This is a genomic window from Micromonospora sp. NPDC047557, from assembly GCF_043205095.1.
GTDB lineage: Bacteria > Actinomycetota > Actinomycetes > Mycobacteriales > Micromonosporaceae > Micromonospora.
Window position 1 is genome coordinate 1 of the sequence record NZ_JBIDDK010000022.1, and the last position, 16,760, is coordinate 16,760.

Annotated in this window: 14 protein-coding genes; 4 read left to right on the forward strand and 10 right to left on the reverse strand. The window is 75.1% G+C overall.

The window, feature by feature from the left end; genetic code table 11:
• Positions 1–144: 144 nt before the first annotated feature.
• The 5 genes from ACGGAQ_RS31045 to ACGGAQ_RS31065 form a co-directional block, all read right to left on the reverse strand.
• A complete protein-coding gene (locus tag ACGGAQ_RS31045; RefSeq protein ID WP_393055316.1) occupies positions 145–3,855 on the reverse strand; it encodes a S8 family serine peptidase in 3,711 nt (1,236 codons plus the stop codon).
• Between the two features lie 126 nt (positions 3,856–3,981).
• Positions 3,982–4,587: a bifunctional 4-hydroxy-2-oxoglutarate aldolase/2-dehydro-3-deoxy-phosphogluconate aldolase gene (locus ACGGAQ_RS31050; protein ID WP_393055318.1), complete on the reverse strand. Its 606-nt coding sequence runs from the start codon at positions 4,585–4,587 to the stop codon at positions 3,982–3,984.
• On the reverse strand, positions 4,584–5,321 hold the full coding sequence (locus tag ACGGAQ_RS31055) for an IclR family transcriptional regulator (RefSeq protein WP_393055320.1): 738 nt from the start codon (positions 5,319–5,321) through the stop codon (positions 4,584–4,586). The genes ACGGAQ_RS31050 and ACGGAQ_RS31055 overlap by 4 nt, the downstream gene beginning before the upstream one ends.
• A gap of 3 nt (positions 5,322–5,324) precedes the next feature.
• Positions 5,325–6,341, reverse strand: coding sequence for a sugar kinase (locus tag ACGGAQ_RS31060; protein WP_393055322.1), 1,017 nt, complete (start codon positions 6,339–6,341; stop codon positions 5,325–5,327).
• A gap of 95 nt (positions 6,342–6,436) precedes the next feature.
• Positions 6,437–7,297: a S1 family peptidase gene (locus ACGGAQ_RS31065; RefSeq protein WP_393055324.1), complete on the reverse strand. Its 861-nt coding sequence runs from the start codon at positions 7,295–7,297 to the stop codon at positions 6,437–6,439.
• A 170-nt stretch (positions 7,298–7,467) separates the two neighbouring features.
• Between ACGGAQ_RS31065 and ACGGAQ_RS31070 the strand changes: the two genes are divergently transcribed.
• Positions 7,468–8,655 carry a low temperature requirement protein A gene (locus tag ACGGAQ_RS31070; protein ID WP_393055326.1) on the forward strand — a complete coding sequence of 396 codons (1,188 nt, stop codon included), beginning with the start codon at positions 7,468–7,470 and terminating at the stop codon, positions 8,653–8,655.
• A gap of 10 nt (positions 8,656–8,665) precedes the next feature.
• Here the strand turns inward: ACGGAQ_RS31070 and ACGGAQ_RS31075 are convergent, their stop codons facing one another.
• Positions 8,666–9,238 carry a nucleosidase gene (locus ACGGAQ_RS31075; RefSeq protein WP_393055328.1) on the reverse strand — a complete coding sequence of 191 codons (573 nt, stop codon included), beginning with the start codon at positions 9,236–9,238 and terminating at the stop codon, positions 8,666–8,668.
• 189 nt (positions 9,239–9,427) lie between these two features.
• On the opposite strand from ACGGAQ_RS31075, the gene ACGGAQ_RS31080 reads away from it, so the two are divergent.
• A complete protein-coding gene (locus tag ACGGAQ_RS31080; RefSeq protein ID WP_393055329.1) occupies positions 9,428–9,859 on the forward strand; it encodes a Rieske (2Fe-2S) protein in 432 nt (143 codons plus the stop codon).
• 18 nt (positions 9,860–9,877) lie between these two features.
• Here the strand turns inward: ACGGAQ_RS31080 and ACGGAQ_RS31085 are convergent, their stop codons facing one another.
• Positions 9,878–12,643: an Hsp70 family protein gene (locus ACGGAQ_RS31085; RefSeq protein ID WP_393055331.1), complete on the reverse strand. Its 2,766-nt coding sequence runs from the start codon at positions 12,641–12,643 to the stop codon at positions 9,878–9,880.
• 213 nt (positions 12,644–12,856) lie between these two features.
• On the opposite strand from ACGGAQ_RS31085, the gene ACGGAQ_RS31090 reads away from it, so the two are divergent.
• Together ACGGAQ_RS31090 and ACGGAQ_RS31095 are read left to right on the forward strand one after the other, a co-directional pair.
• On the forward strand, positions 12,857–13,549 hold the full coding sequence (locus tag ACGGAQ_RS31090) for a response regulator transcription factor (protein ID WP_393055333.1): 693 nt from the start codon (positions 12,857–12,859) through the stop codon (positions 13,547–13,549).
• Complete coding sequence (locus ACGGAQ_RS31095) at positions 13,542–14,555, forward strand: sensor histidine kinase (RefSeq protein ID WP_393055336.1); 1,014 nt, start codon at positions 13,542–13,544, stop codon at positions 14,553–14,555. Before ACGGAQ_RS31090 ends, ACGGAQ_RS31095 begins: the two co-directional genes overlap by 8 nt.
• Before the next feature lie 12 nt (positions 14,556–14,567).
• Here the strand turns inward: ACGGAQ_RS31095 and ACGGAQ_RS31100 are convergent, their stop codons facing one another.
• From ACGGAQ_RS31100 to ACGGAQ_RS31110, 3 genes are read right to left on the reverse strand one after another with little or no spacing between them, the layout of a single operon-like run.
• Positions 14,568–15,293, reverse strand: a complete 726-nt coding sequence (locus ACGGAQ_RS31100) for a class I SAM-dependent methyltransferase (RefSeq protein ID WP_393055462.1) — start codon at positions 15,291–15,293, stop codon at positions 14,568–14,570.
• A gap of 5 nt (positions 15,294–15,298) precedes the next feature.
• The gene (locus ACGGAQ_RS31105; protein ID WP_393055339.1) at positions 15,299–15,979 is read right to left on the reverse strand and encodes a DUF2064 domain-containing protein; all 681 of its coding nucleotides are present in this window, start codon (positions 15,977–15,979) and stop codon (positions 15,299–15,301) included.
• A complete protein-coding gene (locus ACGGAQ_RS31110) occupies positions 15,976–16,650 on the reverse strand; it encodes a glycosyltransferase family 2 protein (protein WP_393055342.1) in 675 nt (224 codons plus the stop codon). Before ACGGAQ_RS31110 ends, ACGGAQ_RS31105 begins: the two co-directional genes overlap by 4 nt.
• Positions 16,651–16,760: the final 110 nt, after the last annotated feature.

Below are 16,760 nucleotides of genomic sequence, written 5' to 3' on the forward strand. Positions count from 1 at the left end.
GGGGCCGCCGGTCCCGCCCCCCCCCCCCCCCCCGCCCCCCCCCCCGGGGGGGGGGGGGGCGGGCGCGGGGGGGGGGGGGGGCCCCCGCCGGGGGGGGGGGGGGGGGGGCGCCCCCCCCCCCCCCCCCCCCCCCCCCGGCCGCCCTCAGCGCAGACCGAACGCCCGGGTGATGCTCTGGCTCACGGTGTTGCCGGCGGTGTCGCGCGCGGTGGTCCGCAGGCTCACGAAGCGGGCCTTCGTCGGTGCGTCCAGCGTGGTGCGCCAGCCGTCGCCGTGCCGGGTGAGCCGCGGCTTCTGCCAGGTCTTGCCGTCGTCGTAGGACACCTCGACGGTCACCGGACCGACCGTCGCCGAGACGCCGGGCAGCTGGGCGGCGACAACGGTGAGCGGCGCCCGCCGTGACGCCGTACCGTCGCGGTCGATGGCCACCTGGTAGTCCAGCTGGATCATCGGCAGCACCTCCGAGGACTCCGCGCCGGTCGCCGCCGAGCTGAAGCCCCACTCGGTGCGGGTCTGCCGGGAGTACGGGTTGGTCCACGCCGCCCTGTCGTTCTCCACCACCAACCGGTACGGCAGCCGCTGCGCGGACAGACCGGACACCTGCAGGTACTCGGCGTTACCCCAGTTCAGCTCCTTGTCGCCCTGGTAGAGGGTGGTCCGGTTGACCATGTCGAAGTTGGCGTACGCCTCACCGATGTGCCCTCCCCCGTCGCCCCAGCCGGGCGCGGGCAGGTAGACGGTGTCCAGGTACCGGACCGGCACGTAGCCCCCGCCCATCCGGGGCCGCTGGATCGGCCCGAACCACTCGACCCGGCTCGACCGGTCCGCCGGGTAGGTGGCCACCGCACCGAGGTGCTGGCCGGTCTCGCCGGCGATGAACGCGTCGTCGATCCACCGCTGGTCGGCGCTCACCCAGTCGGTCCGCCGGCCCTGCGCCGGAGCGGTCTCCTGGTTGCTCGACGCCCAACCCCGCCAGACGTCGGTGCGGAACTCCAACGCCTTGCCCTGCCGGTAGTTGCGGAACTCCACGTCGACCTGGGCCAGTTGCCGCTTGGTCGGCCGGTAGGTGGGGTCGGCGGGCGCCGCGCCGGACCAGTGGTGCGCCACGTCGTACAGGTAGGTCGTCTCCGGGTGCGAGTCGACGGTCAGCCGCACCGGACCGCGTTCCAGCGCCGCGATGAGCTGGTCGCCCTCGTCGGCGCCGAGCGTCGCCACGGTCACCGGGGCCGGGCTCTGCGGGCTCCACGGCGTCTCGTCCCACGGCTGGAGCCGGCCGACGCCGTCGTTGACCACCAGCAGCAGCGTCGCCCCGGCCGCCGCGGCGGCCTGCGCCTGGGTGGCGATGTCCACGGTGTCGCTGCGCCGCAGAACCACCGCCCGGTCCCAGACCGGGTGCTTCGCCAGCCCGGCCGCCGACGCGTCGGCGACGTAGACCGCGTCCACCTGGCGACGACCCGCCGGCAGCGCGGGGGTCGCCCGCTTGACCAGCAGATCGTCGTACGACCGGCCGCCGGCCGCCACGGTCAGCGCCGGCTGTTCCAGCCGCCACCGGGCGCCGAACTCGAACTCGCCATCGGTGACGGCACGGCCCGTCGGCAGCGCCCACATGCTGTCGTACGAGTCGTCGGGCAGCACCTGGCTCTCGGTGAGGCCGTTCGCCGTGGACCGGTGGATGTCCATCCGCAGCGAGGTGGCGGTGGCCTCCTGCGGCACCTCCGCGCGGACCTGCCGAGCGGCCCGCGCGTCCAGGGTGACGGTGCGGTCGGTGTTCAGGTTGACGTCGGTGAAGGCGAGCATCGCCATGCCCTTGGAGCGCGGCCCGTGCACGCCGCGCACGTCGGTGGTGAGCCAACCGGACCAGCTCGCCACCGGCAGTCGCAGCGTCGCGGTGCCGCTCTCGGGCAGGTCCACGGCGGTGAACAGATTGTCGGTGGTGAGGATGACCTTGCCGGCGAGCGGTTTGCCGTCCCGGTCCTTCGCGACAAGCGTCAGGTTCTGCCGCTGACCCTCCTTGCCCGCCCCGATCAGGGTGCGACCGCGCACCGTACCGGCGTCGTCGGTGGCGATGATCGCGCCACTGACCTGCTTCTCGACCGGCAGCCGGTCGTACGCGGCGGTGAGCGTCACCGTCGCGGTGCCGGCGGCGGGCACGGTGACCGTGTCGGCGGACAGCGCGAAGAGGCCGGTCGGCGCGGTCGGCGCGTCGAGGGACAGCTTCAGCGTGATCGGCGCGCTGGCGGTGTTGGTGTAGGTGACCGTCTTCTCGACAGTGCCACCGGGCTGCTGCGGCCACGCCTGGAAGCCAGAGTAGGCGCTCGGGGTGGCGAAGACTGTGGCGTGCACGGCGGCGACCGCGTCCACCCGGCCGGCGCCGGCCTGGTACGGGGTGTAGCCCGGGGTGGCCTTGACGGTGCTGACCAGCGCCTCCTTGATGCGCTGACCGGTCCAGTCGGGGTGCGCGGCGGCGACCAGCGCGGCGGTGCCCGCCACGTGCGGCGTCGCCATCGACGTGCCGCTCATCAGCGTGTAGTCCCCGGAGCCGCGTACCTGGTGGGAGCGGGCGGCCAGGATGTCCACGCCGGGCGCGGTGATCTCGGGCTTGAGCCCGCCGTCGCCGGCGCGCGGGCCCTGGCTGGAGAAGTCGGCGAGGTGGTCGGTGGAGTCGACGGCGCCCACGGTCAGCGCGGAGTTCGCCGCGCCGGGGCTGCCGATGCTCGCCGGGCCGCTGTTGCCGGCGGCGATCACGAAGAGCGCGCCGGTCTCGGCGCTGAGCCGGTCGACCGCCTGGCTCATCGGGTCGCTGCCGTCGGTGGCCTCACCGCCCAGGCTCATGCTGACGACGCGGGCCTTCTGCTCGCGGGCGGCCCACTCCATGCCGGCGATGATCCACGAGTCCTGCCCGCTGCCCTCGCTGTTGAGCACCTTGCCGACGTGCAGCCGGGCGCCGGGAGCGACACCCCGCTCGACACCACCGGACGCGGCGCCGGTCCCGGCGATCGTCGAGGCGACGTGCGTCCCGTGTCCCTTGTAGTCGAGGATGTCGGGCTCCTCGGGCACGAAGCTGCTCGACGCGGTGATCTGCCCGGCGAGGTCCGGGTGCTCGGCGTCCGCGCCGGAGTCGAGCACCGCGACGTCGACACCGGCGGCGGTGTTGCCCTCGGCCCAGACGCCCGGCGCGCCGATCTGCGCGGTGGACTCGGCGAGGTCGGCGTGCACCCGGCCGTCCAGCCAGACCTTGGCGATGCCGCCCGCGAGCGTCGGGGCGGCACCGGCGCGGAGGGACGTGCCGGTGGTGAGCGCGCCCCAGAACCGGTCGGCGGCGCCGCGCGGGCGGGTCAACGCGGCGCCCCGCACGCTGTCCAGCGGCCGGACCAGCTCGGCACCGTCCACTGTGGGCCGGGTGCGGGCGCGGGCTGCGGCGTCGGTCAGCGTCACGATCAGCGGCAGCGCGTCCGCGTGTGCGTCGTCGTACCCGTCGGCGATGAGGTCGGTGACGTTGAACAGCTTGCGGTCCAGCAGGCCGCCGGTGACGTACGGCAGCGCGGCGTCCGGGTAGACGTAGGTGTCGCCGTCGAGCACCGTACGGTGGAAGGTCGGCGTGCTGCCGTCCGGCCGGCGGACGGTCGAGACGGTGCTGCCGTCGGCCGCGGTCGTGACGGTGACGATGTCGCCGGTGATCAGGGTGACGGTGGACGCCCGGCCCGGAGCTGCCGGCGGCTGGCCGGTCGGGTGGCCCAGGTTGCCCGGCGGGGCGGCGGACGCCCCCGTGCCGGGTGGGGTGAACCCGGCGGCCAGAGTGAGGGCGGTGCCGAGGGCGATCAGCCCGGCTCGGCGGCGCCTGGAAGACAGAGCCACGATGACCTCTTTGTGTCGAGGAGCGGTACGCAGCACAGCATCACGGCAACGCCCACCCCTCGGACCCCGCCGCCCCTCGGCGCGTTTACGCCATGACGCAATCCCGCCACCGTCCCCTCGCGCGGGTCACTGGTGGTTTGTCAGCTTGGCCAGCTGGTCGAGCTGGGTCGGGTCGGACAGCGCCGAGCCGACGGCTGCCACCCGTACGCCCGCGTCGAGGAAGGCGGCGGCGTTGCCCGCGTCCAGGCCGCCGGTGGCGACGAAGCGCAGCTGCGGCAGGGGGCCGGCCATGGCCCGGAACCAGGCCGGCCCGAGGGAGATCGCGGGGAACGCCTTGAGCCAGGTCAGACCGTGTCGCAGCGCCTGCTGCGCCTCGGTGGGAGTGGCCACGCCGGGCAGGTGCGGCAGGCCGCGCGCGGCGGCGGCGTCGGCGATCGTGAGGTCCAGACCGGGCGCGACGGTGAACGCGGCGCCCGCGTCGGCGGCCGCCGCGACCTGCTCGGCATCGAGCACGGTGCCGGCGCCGACGATCCGGTCCCGCGCCGCGCCCGCCTCGACGGCGGCGCGCAGGGCGGGCACCGCGTCGGGGGTGGCCACCGGCACCTCCACCACGACGATGCCGAGGTCCCAGGCGCGCTCGGCGAGCCGGACGGTCTCGGCGACCGGCAGGCCGCGCAGGATCGCCATCACCCGGGCACCGCCGAAGATGTGCTCGAAGTCCGCTGTGGTCATGGTCCACTCCATCCGAGGTCACGGGAGATCTGCTGGGTGGTGGCCAGCAGACGGGGTAGCAGGCGGCGCAGGTCGGCGAGGGTGGCCACCACCGTCGGAGCGGTCACCGACACCGCCGCGCTGACCGACCCGTCGGCGTGGCGCACCGGCGCGGCCACACAGGTGATCAGCGGCTCGAACTCGCCGTCGTCGGCGGCCCAGCCCTGCTCGGCGACGGCCGCCAGCTCGGCACGCAGCGCGGCCGGGTCGCAGATGGTGGCCGGGGTGTACGCCCGCAGCGCGGCGCCCTCGACCAGCCGGGTGAGCTGCGGGCGGTACGCGAGGACGACCTTGCCGACCCCGCTGGCGTGCAGCGGCGCGGTGCGGCCGATCCGGGAGTACATCCGCACCTGGCCACGGGCCTCGATCTTGTCCACGTAGACGAGGTCGTCGTCGACCAGCTGTGCCAGGTGGATGGTGTGCCCGCAGTCGCGGCCGAGCGCCGCCAGGTGTGGACGGGCCACCGCGCGCACGTCCAGGGAGTCCAGTGCCTGCTGGGCGAGGTCGATCAGTCGCAGGCCCACCGTCCACCCGCCGTCGGTGCGGCGGGCGAAGCCACCCGACTCGAGGGTCTGCAACAGTCGCAGCGCGGTGGACTTGTGCACGCCCAAGTCGGCGGCCACGCCACCGAGCTGCGCGGGCTCGCGTGCCAGCAGTTCCAGCACGCGCATCGCCCGGTCGACGCCCTCGGACACCCCTCAACCCTCCGCTCGTACGCCGGTCAGGTCGGGTGGTGACCAGGGGCCGTCGAGCAGCCGCTGAAACCAGGACCACGGTGGCAGCGGCGCGTTGTCGCCGGCGCTGCCCAGCGCCTGCGCGGCGACGAGGTGACCGAGGCGCAGGCGCCGCGTCGGGTCGAGGTCGCGCAGCAGCCCGGCCAGGTAGCCGGCCGCGAACGCGTCTCCGGCGCCGACCGGCTCCACCACCGACACGCGGGGCGCCGGGACGACGACCGGTGCGGCGTCGCGGGACAGGGCCGTGGCGCACACCGCGCCGTCCTTGACGACCACGGTCCGCGGGCCGGGCAGCAGCCGGCGTACCGCCGCCGCGTCGGCGGCGCCCCAGAGGGCGTACGCCTCGTCCTGGCCGACGAAGACCAGGTCGCTGCGGTCGGCGAGGTCACGCAGCACCGGCGCGGCCCGCTCGGCGGGCCAGAGCCGCGCCCGGTGGTTGACGTCGAAGCTGACCAGCGCGCCCGGCAGCGGCCGGTCGGTCACCGCGTGCTCGACCAGTGCCCGGCAGGAGGCGGAGATAGCCGGGGTGATCCCGGACAGGTGCAGCACCCGGGCCCCGGCCAGCCGTGGGTCGGCCAACGCGTCGGGGGCCATCCGGGACGCGGCCGAGCCCGTCCGGTAGTAGTGCACGGCGGTGGCCGTCGGGCCCGGATCCTTGAGGTAGAGGCCGGTCGGGGCGGCCGGGTCCACGCCCACCAGGTCGACGCGGACGCCGGCGTCGGCGACGTGCCGGACGACGGCCCGGCCGAAGGGGTCGTCGCCGACCCGGCTCACCCAGGTCGCCCGGTGGTCGAGGCGGGCCAGGTAACCGGCCACGTTGGACTCCGCGCCGCCGACCGAGACGGCCACCCGCTCGGCGTGCTCCAGCGGCTCGCCCGGCGGTGGGCACAGCACGACCATGGTCTCCCCCACCGTGACCACCTCGGCCGGCGGGGAGCCGGCCGGGGCGACCGCGTGGTCGGGTCGGGGCTTGCTCGACATGGCGGCACACGTCCTCGGGGCGGGGGTCCGGGGCGTCGCCGAGCCTAGGCGCGTTGTGCCAGACGAGCAACCTGTTGCGCTCAGCGCAACGGAGGTCAGGGCAGGGTCAGTCCGTACGCGGACAGCACCTCGGCGATCGGCTGGTAGTAGGTCGTGCCGCCGGAGGTGCAGTTGCCGCTGCCTCCGGAGAGGATGCCGATGATGGTGCCGGTGGACGCCACGTACAGCGGTCCGCCACTGTCGCCCGGCTCGGCGCAGATGTTGGTGCGAATCAGGCCGTAGATCACGCCGGTGGCGTAGTTGACGGTCTGGTTGAGACCGGTGACGGTGCCGCAGCGGACGCCGGTCGTGACGCCGCTGCGGCACACCGCCTGCCCGACGTACGCGTTGCCGGGGCCGTTGATGGTGAGCAGCCCGGGGTAGGTGTAGACGGCGCTCGGGTGGGCGATCCGGCCGGTGTAGCGGATCAGCCCGTAGTCGTCGCCGGGATAGCTGGTGGCGGTGCGGGTGCCGAGGACGGTGGTCTGCGCGCTGTCGGCGTACCAGGTGGCGGCGGCGGTGGTGCAGTGGCCGGCGGTGATCACGTAGTAGGTGCTGCCGCTGCGCGCGTTCGCGCCGAGCGAGCAGCGCGTGCCGCCGCCGTAGATGCCCTGCCCACCGGCGATCAGGGGGCGCAGCGTTCCCGGCGCGTGGCGCAGCAGCACACCGGCCCGGTCGGCCACCGCCCGCAGCGCGGCCAGCTCGCCGGAGGCCACGGTGTCGTCGACGGTGAGCGTCATCCGGCCGGTTGCGGGGTCGAGGCCCCAGGCGGTGCCCGCGGTGCGTACCCCGGTCAGCAGGGCGGCCGGGTCGGCGGCGGGCGCGGCGGCCCGGTCGGGGGCGGCGGCCTGCGCCGCGCCGGGCGCGACGAACAGCAGGATGGTCAGGACGAGGGCGACCAGCGGGGAGCGGCGCATCCGAACCTCCGAAGAGATCGAGATTGATGGATTCGGCAAGCATCGTCCGACGTCCGACGCCGTGGCAACCTCCGAACGCCCTCTTCCCCGACCGGCGGGAATCGCCGATCCGGGGACGGCCCGCGCCGACGCCGCCGATAATCCTCGGGAGAAACGGCGGGAGGCCGGGCATGACCACCGGAGGCACCGGGGCGCTGGTACGCCGACTGGACGGATCGACCCGGGCCACGCTGCTGGAGCTGCTGTTCGACGTGGTCTTCGTGGCCGCGCTCGCGCAGACCTCGAAGCTCCTCGCCGACCAGGAGTCCTGGGCACGCAGCGGGGCGGTGTTGCTGATGCTGACGGCCATCTGGTGGACCTGGTCGGTCACCACCACCACGACCGAGTTCTACGACCCGCAGCAGCGCCCCATCCAGGCCATCCTGATGGCCGCCATGGTCGGATCGGTGGGGATGGCGGCATCACTGCCGATGATCACCAGAGGGCAGGCCACGGCCTTCGCGCTCGCCTACGTCGGCACCCACGTGGTGCGTGGCATCGTCCTGGTCAGCACGTTGTACCGCCAGCAGCACCGCTCGGCCATGGCGCGAGCCACCCGGTTCCTGTTCTGGTTCCTGGTGTCCGGCGTCCTCTGGATCATCGGCGCGCTGGCCGACACCGCCCGGTGGTGGATCTGGATCATCGCGATTGCGATCGACCTGATCTCCGCGGCGGCGCGGTACCCCACACCCTGGCTGGGGCGGGTGCCGCTCGACCAGTACGACCGGACCACGGCGCACCTGGGCGAGCGGTACCAGCAGTTCGTCATCCTGGCCCTCGGCGACATCATCCTGGTGCCCACCCTGGAGGTCAGTCGCAGCGAATTCGACCGGCTCCGAGTCACCGCCCTGCTCTGCGCGTTCGCCATCATGCTGCTGCTCTGGCAGATCTACGTCTTCCGAGCCGGCGAGTTGCTCGAGGCTTCGGCCGCGTCGGTGCCCGGCAGGTCCACCCGGATCGCCCCGTACACCCATCTGGTGCTGCTGGTCGGCGTGGCCGTCACCGCGGCCTCCTTCGACCTGGTCGTCAACCGGCCGACCGGAACGACCCCGGCGCGGTGGCTGATGCTGATCATCGGCGGACCGCTGGTGTTCGTGCTCGGCCGGGCACTGTTCACCTATCTGCTGTCCGCCCGCCTGCCATGGCGGCGGGTGGCGTGGCAACTGCTACCCCTGCTGCTGCTGCCCTGGGCCGGCGGCTGGCCACCGGTGCTGGTCACCGCGATCGTGGCCCTCGCGCTGGTCGGGCACATCCTGGTCCCCCACCAGCGCGGCCAGGAAACCACACGAGGGCTCCGGCCACGACCGCCAGTCGAATGACCCGCGACGGTCAGGCGAGGTGCGAACCGGCCCAGTCGGCGAGGTCCCGGGCACAGGCGTCCACCAACTCCCGCCACGTCCGGGCAGCGCCGTCGCCCGCCTCGTCGCTGACCTGCTTGACCAACCGGCAGGGCACACCGGCCTGGGCGGCGGCCCACGCCACCGCGTACCCCTCCATGTCGACCAGGTCGGCACGCTGGGCCAACCGGTCCCGCTCGTCGTCGTCGGCCACGAACGTGTCGCCGGTGGCCAGCACCGCCCCCTCGGCGGCCAAGGCCAGCGGCGCCCCGTAGGTCTCGCCGGTGAGCGTGCGCAGCAGGGCCGTGTCCAGGTCGTGTTGGAGCACGGTGGCGACCTCGTGGATGCCCGCCCACCCGGGGCGCAGCGCCCCGGCCGTGCCCAGGTTGAGCAGCAGGCTGGGGCGTGGCCCGGCGGCCAGCACCGCCGCGACCGCGCTGGCGGCGTTGACCTTGCCCATGCCGGTGAGCAGCACCGGCAGATCGGGCGGCAGGTAGCGGGCCTCCTCCCCCACGGCGAGCACCACCAGCGGACGATCGGCGCGGACCGTACCCCGAAGAATCACCGCAGCATCCTAAGGGCCGTCGTCGGTGGGCCCGCTGTGCACCCAGCCACCATCCAGGTTCGTCTCACCGCACGTCCAGGCACGTGCGGCAGGCTGGTCCCGCGACCATCGGGCCCACCCGAGCACAAGGCCGCCGATCACCGGCGACGGCGCCGGGGGTCCGGGCCGCCGACGAAAGAGGTGACGAGGGTGTACGACGGACAGGAGTTCCTCCGCGACAAGCGGTGGTGCCTGAGCAGGCGGACGCTGCTGACCAAAGCCGGCGCCCTCGGCGCGGCGGGGCTGCTGAGCGCCTGCGGTGGCGGCGACAGCTCCGCCGGCCAGGCGGCCGCCACCCCCGGCACCGTACTGGCTCGCACCGGCGACGTCCCGGTCGGCGGCGGCACGGTCATCGACGGGGTCCTGGTCGTCCAGGCCGAGGCCGGCACCTTCAGCGCGTACGACGCGACCTGTCCCCACCAGGGCGTACGGGTCGGCGCACCGCGCGACGGGGTGATCACCTGCCCGGCGCACAACTCCACGTTCGCGATCGGCGACGGCGCCCGCCTGGGCGGGCCCGCCAGCCGAGGGCTCACCGAGATCGCCGTGCGGGTCGACGGCACCGACATCGTCCGCGCCTGACCGCTGCCCGGCGAGCGGTCAGTCGTCAGTGAACCGGTACAGCACGAAGTCCTTGTCCGCGCCGCACGCGATCACCCGCGTGTTCCACGAGCAGGACGCGCTGCGGACGTCGACGAGCTGGCCCAACTCGTCGACGGCGCCCGACTCGGCCCACACGCCGGCCACGCTGCGGTTGTCCGCCACCGTGCTGGTCGGCTCGGCGAAGACGAGCAGGTTGCCGGCGTCCAGTCGGGCCGCCACGCCGGGGCGGTCGGCCAGCACCGCCTTGCCGGTGGCGTCGAAGAGGCTGACCGTCGCCTTCGGGTACTCCCGTTGGGTGAGCACCTGCTCGCCGACCGGCACCAGGCCGGTCGCGCCCGGCGCCGACCAGGAGATCGCCGACTTCCCCTCGGTCGCCGCCACCACCTCGGTGCGCTCGGCCTCGCTGTTGCGCACCTGCACCAGGCAGGCCCGCCGCTCACCGCAGGCCACCAGCGCCTTCGGCCGGTACTCCGCGTTCTCAGCCCGGTAGAGGACCACCGGCGCCGCGTCGGAACCCAGGTCGTACGCCAGCACCTGGTACCCGCCGTCGGTGGGGGCCACGTACAGGCGGTCCTCGTGCGCCACCACCAGGTCGTCGAGGTCGGCGACGTTGCCCCACTCGCGCAGCACCGAGCCGGAGGACATGTCGAGCAGCCGCGCCGAGCGGTCCGCCCCGATCTGCACGAGTCGTCGCCCCTTGCCCGTCCACGGGTCGCGGGCGCCGCCGTCGAGGTACGCCGGCCCACCCGCCGCCTCGTCGGTGCCCACCGGCCGGACGACGGTACGCGCCCCGCCGTACTGGTCACGCGGGTTGGGCTTGCTCCACTTGTCGGTGCCGTCGCCCAGCCGCAGGCCGACCAGCCGCCCGGCGGCCCGGTCCACCAGCACGGCGGTGTCGTCGGAGAAGTAGACGTCGTCGTCGCCGCGGACCGCCCGGTGCCAGCGCTGGGCGCCGGAGCGGCCGTCCAGAACGGCCAGTTCACGCGGTGTGCTGTCGCCCGGCGCGTCGGCGAGGACCGCGACCGCCCCCGGTACGGCGACCAGACCGCCCCAGTCGTCGGCGGTGACGCCGGTCTGCCGTCGCCACAGCTCGTCGCCGGTGCCGGTGTCGACGGCGACCACCTCCAGCCGGTCGTCCGGCAGCGGGTACCCGAGGTAGGCCCGGTCGCCGAGCACCGCGGTCCACATGCCGCTGGGCCGCTCGGCGCCGGCCGGCAGCCTCGACAGCTCGCGCAGCGATCCGAACTCCAGGTCCGGGTAGCGGTCCCGCAGCAGGTAGAGCGTCGCCGCGGTGGCCACCCCGGCCAGGGCGAGCACCGCGCCGAGCACCACCCAACGGGCCCGCCGCCAGGTCGTACCGCCGGGCGGCGTGGGCGTCGGCGTGGCACCGGCCACGCCGACCAGCGTGCCCGCGACGCCCGCCGGTTCGGGCACGGTCGGCGCGAGCGCCGGCGGCCACCCCGGGCCGCCCGGCCGGGCCGCCGCCGGCCCGGGTTGCGACGGCACGGTCGGCGCGGTCGCCGGAGCGGGCGGGCCCGCGAGAGCCGGCGCCGGCGGGCCCGCCGGAGGCGGTACGGGCAGCGCGGGCCCGGCGGCCTGCGGTCCCGCGTGCGCCGGCAGCGCTCGGCGCAGCGGAAGGTCGGTCAACGCGCCCTCGGCCACCGGCAGCTCCGGCTGGTCCAGCACCGTCGGCGCCACTCCCAGCTCGGCGTGCAGCATCCGGGCGACCAGCGGAATTCGCGACGAGCCGCCCACCAGGAACAGCCCGGCGAGCTGGTCGGGGCGAAGCCCGGCCGCGGCGATGACCTCCCGGGCCCGCTGCACCGCCCGGTGCAGCAGCGGCGCGGCCACCCGCTCGACGTCCTCCCGCGTCAACCGCACCGCCTCGGCCACCCCCGGCACCGCGACCGGGGCCACGGCCGAGCGCGACAGCGTCTCCTTCGCACCGCGCACCTCGTCCCACAGCCAGACCTGGTCGCGGCGCTGCGCCGGATCCGACGGCCGGATCAACCGGGCCCACCGCCGGGCGTGCCGCTCGCCGAGCAGCTCGCCCACCCGCTGCACCAGCGCCGCGTCCAGATCGAGACCACCCAGGTCGGGCAGGCCGCCGTCGGCGACCACGCGGAAGCCGGAGTCACCCCACGGGTCGGCGCCCTCGTTGCGCAGCACCGCGACGTCGAGCGTTCCGCCGCCGAAGTCGAACACCGCGATCGCGCCGCCGACCGGCACCGGCCGGTGCAGCACCTGCGTGTAGTAGCGGGCGGCGGCAACCGGCTCACGCAGCAGCCGGGTGCCCGGCGGCGTCGGCCCGGCGAGGGTGTGCTCGGCCGCCTGCGGCCAGCCCGCCCGCAGCAGCGCGTCGGCGAGCACCTGCCGGCGCGTGTCGTCCCAGGCCGCGGGGCAGGTGAGCACGGCCGGCGGTAGGAAGCCGACGGCGTCCACCGCGGCCCGACCGACCGCCGTCAGCACCGCGGCGAGCAGCTCCGCCGGAGGGTACGCGCGGTCACCGAGCTGCACGGTCGGCTCGTCCACCCGGCGCTTCGGGTTCGCCTCGAACCGGGCCGGGTCGGCCTGCGCCAACCGCCGGGCGTCCATCCCGACGTGCAGGGTGCCGTCCGGGTCGGCGTACACGGCGGACGGGCTGACCGGCTGACCGTCCATCAGCAACGGACGGGTCCGCCCGTCCGGCCACCGCAGCACGGCGACCGTGTTGGACGTACCGAGGTCGACACCGAGGGCGTAACCCTCGTGCTGGCCTGCCATCTGCCGATACCTCCGCCGCGACGAGGGAAACCCAGCCCCGCATCGTACGCAGCACGCGCCGCCGGACCGATCGGTCGGTGCGGTCGCCGCGTTCCGACGACCCGGCCTCGACAGACCGGCCGTGGTTGGTGCGGCCTGGACGTAAGCGAACCGCAAGATCTGCCCCCGCGGGGCCGTCGGCTCCACTGGCTAGGCTGGCCCGGGAGGTGGCCGGTGGCGCAGCGGGTGCTCGTGGTCGACGACGATCGCACCGTCAGCGATGTGGTGTGCCGCTACCTGGAGCACGCCGGGTACGAGGTGAGCCACGTCGGGGACGGGCTGACCGCCCTGGAGGCCGTCCAGGATCGGCCACCGCACCTGGTGGTGCTGGACCTGATGCTCCCCGGACTGGACGGGTTGCAGGTGTGCCGGCGGCTGCGGGAGCGGCCGGACGGCGTACCCATCATCATGCTGACCGCGCGCGGCGACGAGGCGGACCGGGTGCTCGGCCTGCAACTGGGCGCCGACGACTACCTGGGCAAGCCGTTCTCTCCGCGCGAGCTGGTGCTGCGGGTCGGTTCGGTGCTGCGCCGGGCCGGCGAGCCGGCCGCGCCGGCGGCCGAGCTGCTGGCCGACGCGGGGCTGGAGGTGGCCACCGGGCCACGGATCGCCCGGCTGCACGGCCGCGAGCTGGCCCTGACCTTGCGCGAGTTCGATCTGCTGGCACACCTGATGCGGCACCCGACGCGGGCGTTCAAACGCACCGAGCTGCTGGAACGGGTGTGGGGGTGGAACTTCGGCGACCAGTCCACGGTGACCGTGCACGTGCGACGGCTGCGGGAGAAGATCGAGGACGACCCGGCCGAACCGCGACGGATCGTCACGGTCTGGGGCGTCGGCTACCGGTACGAGCCGGCCGATGCGTGACCTGGCGCTGATTTTCGGGGCGGCGCTCACGGCCGCGCTCGGCGTGGGCCTGCTGGGCGCGCTCACCCTGCGGCTGCTGCGCCACCGGTCGATCACCGTGCACGTGTGCGTCCTGCTCACCGTCACCGTGGCCGCCGTGGTGGCCGGGGTGGTGGTGGTCGCCCAGGCGATGTTCCTGTCTCCGCACGACCTCCAGGTCGTCCTGCTCACCGTCGCCGCGGCGGCGGTCGTCAGCCTCGGCGTCGGTTGGTACTTCGGGCGGCGACTGGCCGTGGCCGCGGTCTGGGCGGCCCAGGCCCGGGAGCGGGAACGGCGGGTCGAGAAGGGCCGCCGGGACCTGGTGGCCTGGGTGTCACACGACCTGCGGACGCCGCTGGCCGGCCTGCGGGCGATGGCCGAGGCGCTGGAGGACCGGGTGGTCGACGACCCGGAGACGGTCGCCGAGTACCACCGGCGGATCCGCCTGCAGACCGACCGGATGACCCGACTCGTCGACGACCTGTTCGAGCTGTCCCGGATCAACGCCGGGGCGTTGCGCCTGACACTGTCGGCGGTGCCGCTCGGTGAGGTGGTCTCCGACGCGTTGGCCGGCACCGCGCCGCTGGCCAAGGCCCGCCGCATCCGTCTGGTGGCCGCCGAGTCGGGCTGGCCCACCGTGCTGGCCAGCGAGCCCGAGCTGGCCCGGGTCGTGGGCAACCTGCTGCTCAACGCGGTGCACTACACGCCGAGCGACGGCACGGTGCGGGTGGACGCCGGGTGCGAGAGCGACGCCGCCTGGCTGGCGATCGCCGACACCTGCGGCGGCATACCCGAAGACGACCTGCCCCGGCTGTTCGACGTGGCGTTCCGGGGTGAGCCGGCGCGTACGCCCCGCACCGGTGGGGAGGGCTCCGGCGGGCTGGGGCTGGCGATCGTGCGCGGCCTGGTCGAGGCGCACGGCGGCCGGGTGGACGTGCAGAACGTCGTCGGCGGTTGCCGATTCGTGGTCCGTCTCCCGACGGCCTGACACCCCGCGGCGTCAGCGGCTCGCTGCCAGCTCGCCGAACCAGCGTCGCCCCCGCCGGAAAACGCCCCGCACCGCCAGGCCGGCAGCATCGGCGACCGGGTGCACGGCCCGCGCGTCCAGCCGGGCCCAGCGGAACGCCGGGCCGAGCAGCAACCGGCCGGCGCGCTGCTCGGCGGCCACCCGGGCCAGGCCCTGCCACAGCCCTGCGCCGGGCGGCTCCAGCTCGACAAGCACCGTGCCGTCGGGTGCGAGCAGTTCCCGGCAGCGGCGCAGCAGCGCGACCGGTTCACCGCCGATGCCGATGTTCCCGTCGATCAGCACGGCGTGTGCCCACCGGCCCTCGCCGGGCAGCGGCTCGAACAGGTCGCCGTGCACCGCCACCGCACCCCGGGCCCGCGTCAGCCGCACCGCCGTCGCGGAGACGTCCACGCCGACCGCCGTCCGCCCGGCCCGGGTCAGCGCCACGGTGAGCCGCCCCGGCCCGCAACCGAGGTCGAGTGTCGGCCCGGCGCACCGCTCGACCAGACCGGCGACCGCCGGCTCGGCCGGTCCGTGCCAGCGGTCCACCGGTAGCCGGCTGCGGACACCGTCGCCGTGCACGAGCCACCGCCTCCGGGCGGCACGGTCGGCGAGAGCGGCGGCGAACGGATCCGCCCCCGTGCCCGCCGACGACCGGTCGTGCCCCCGCGCCGGCACGACAGGCGACGTCGACAGCGCCTCGATCGGGGCGGTGTCGATGGGGTTCACCGCCGACCTCCCGGCTGCAGGGCGAGGCGGACCGCCGCGACCTGTCGGGCGAACCGACCCTCGGGCGCCTCGACGGCCACCGCGAGGGCGTCGGACCACTCGTCGACGTCGCGCAGCACCGGCAACGGCACGGTACGCAGGCCGCGCCCGGTCAGGGCCGCCCACGTGTCGTGGCCGGTGCTCGGCGTCGACATCGGCACGTCGCGCAACACCCGGGCGTGCCGGGGGTCGCGCAGCCCGAGCGACCACCAGCCGCCGTCGCGCGCCTGGCCGAGCACCGCGTCGGTGGCGCCCAGACGCACCACCGCCGCGGCCAGCCCGGTCGGCGTCACCTGCGGGGTGTCCATCCCGATCTGGAGCACCGGCCGACCCGGGTACGCCGCCGCGACCTCGGCGTACGCGTTGGCGAGCCGATCGCCCAGGCCGACGCCGCGCTGGTCGAGCACCACCCAGCCGGCCAGCGCGGCGGTCAACGCGGCGGCGTCCTCCGCCTCGGTCAGCCGACCCGTCCAGGCCAGCACCGGAGTGACCCCGGGGGTGGCGCGGACGGCGTCGAGGGTGTCGCGCAGCGCGGCGGCCGCGATCCGGGCCGCCTGCGCCGGGGTGGCCGGTGGGCAGAGCCGCGTCTTCACCGCCCCCGCGACGGGCGCCTTGGCGACCACCAGCAGAACGGTCACCGGGGGCCCTCCACGGTACGCAGCACCCCGGCGAAGTCACGGGTCGCGCGCAGGGTGCCCCGCACCGAACCGGACACCTTGGACCGGGTGCCGGCGGCCCGGGGCGCGTAGGTGACGTCCAGCTCGTGGATCCGCCAGCCGGCGGCGGCGGCCCGGATCAGCAGTTCGAGGGGATAGCCGAAGGCCCGGTCGGTGACACCGAGGTCGAGCAGCGCCTCCCGGCGGGCCACCCGGATCGGGCTGAGGTCCCGCAACGGTACGCCCCGACGGCGCAGCAGCGCGGCGACCAGCGCCGTACCGGCGCGGGCGTGCCACGGCCACACCCCGGCCCCGACCGGCCGTCGCCGGCCCACGCTGAGGTCGGCGGTGCCGGCCAGCACCGGCGCGACCAGGGCCGGCAACTCGGTGGGATCGAAGGACCCGTCGGCGTCGAGGACGCACACCACCTCGGCGTCGGCGGCCTCCAGGCCGGCGTGCACCGCCGCGCCGTAGCCACGCCGAGGCTCGTGCACCACCCGGGCGCCGTGCCGCGCGGCCACCTCGGGCGAGCCGTCGCGCGAGCCGTTGTCCACCACGATGGCCCGGTAGCCGGGCGGCAGCGCGGTCAGCACGCCGGGCAGGGCGGCCGCCTCGTCCAGGCAGGGCAGCACCACGTCGATCTCAGTCGGCATACCGCCGACGCTAGGGCGGCAGGCCTGCGGCGGAGGCCGAAATGTGCTTACCGAACCCTTACCACCTGGGCATTTCTTACCGTCCGGTGACGAGCCACCGATTGGCGAGC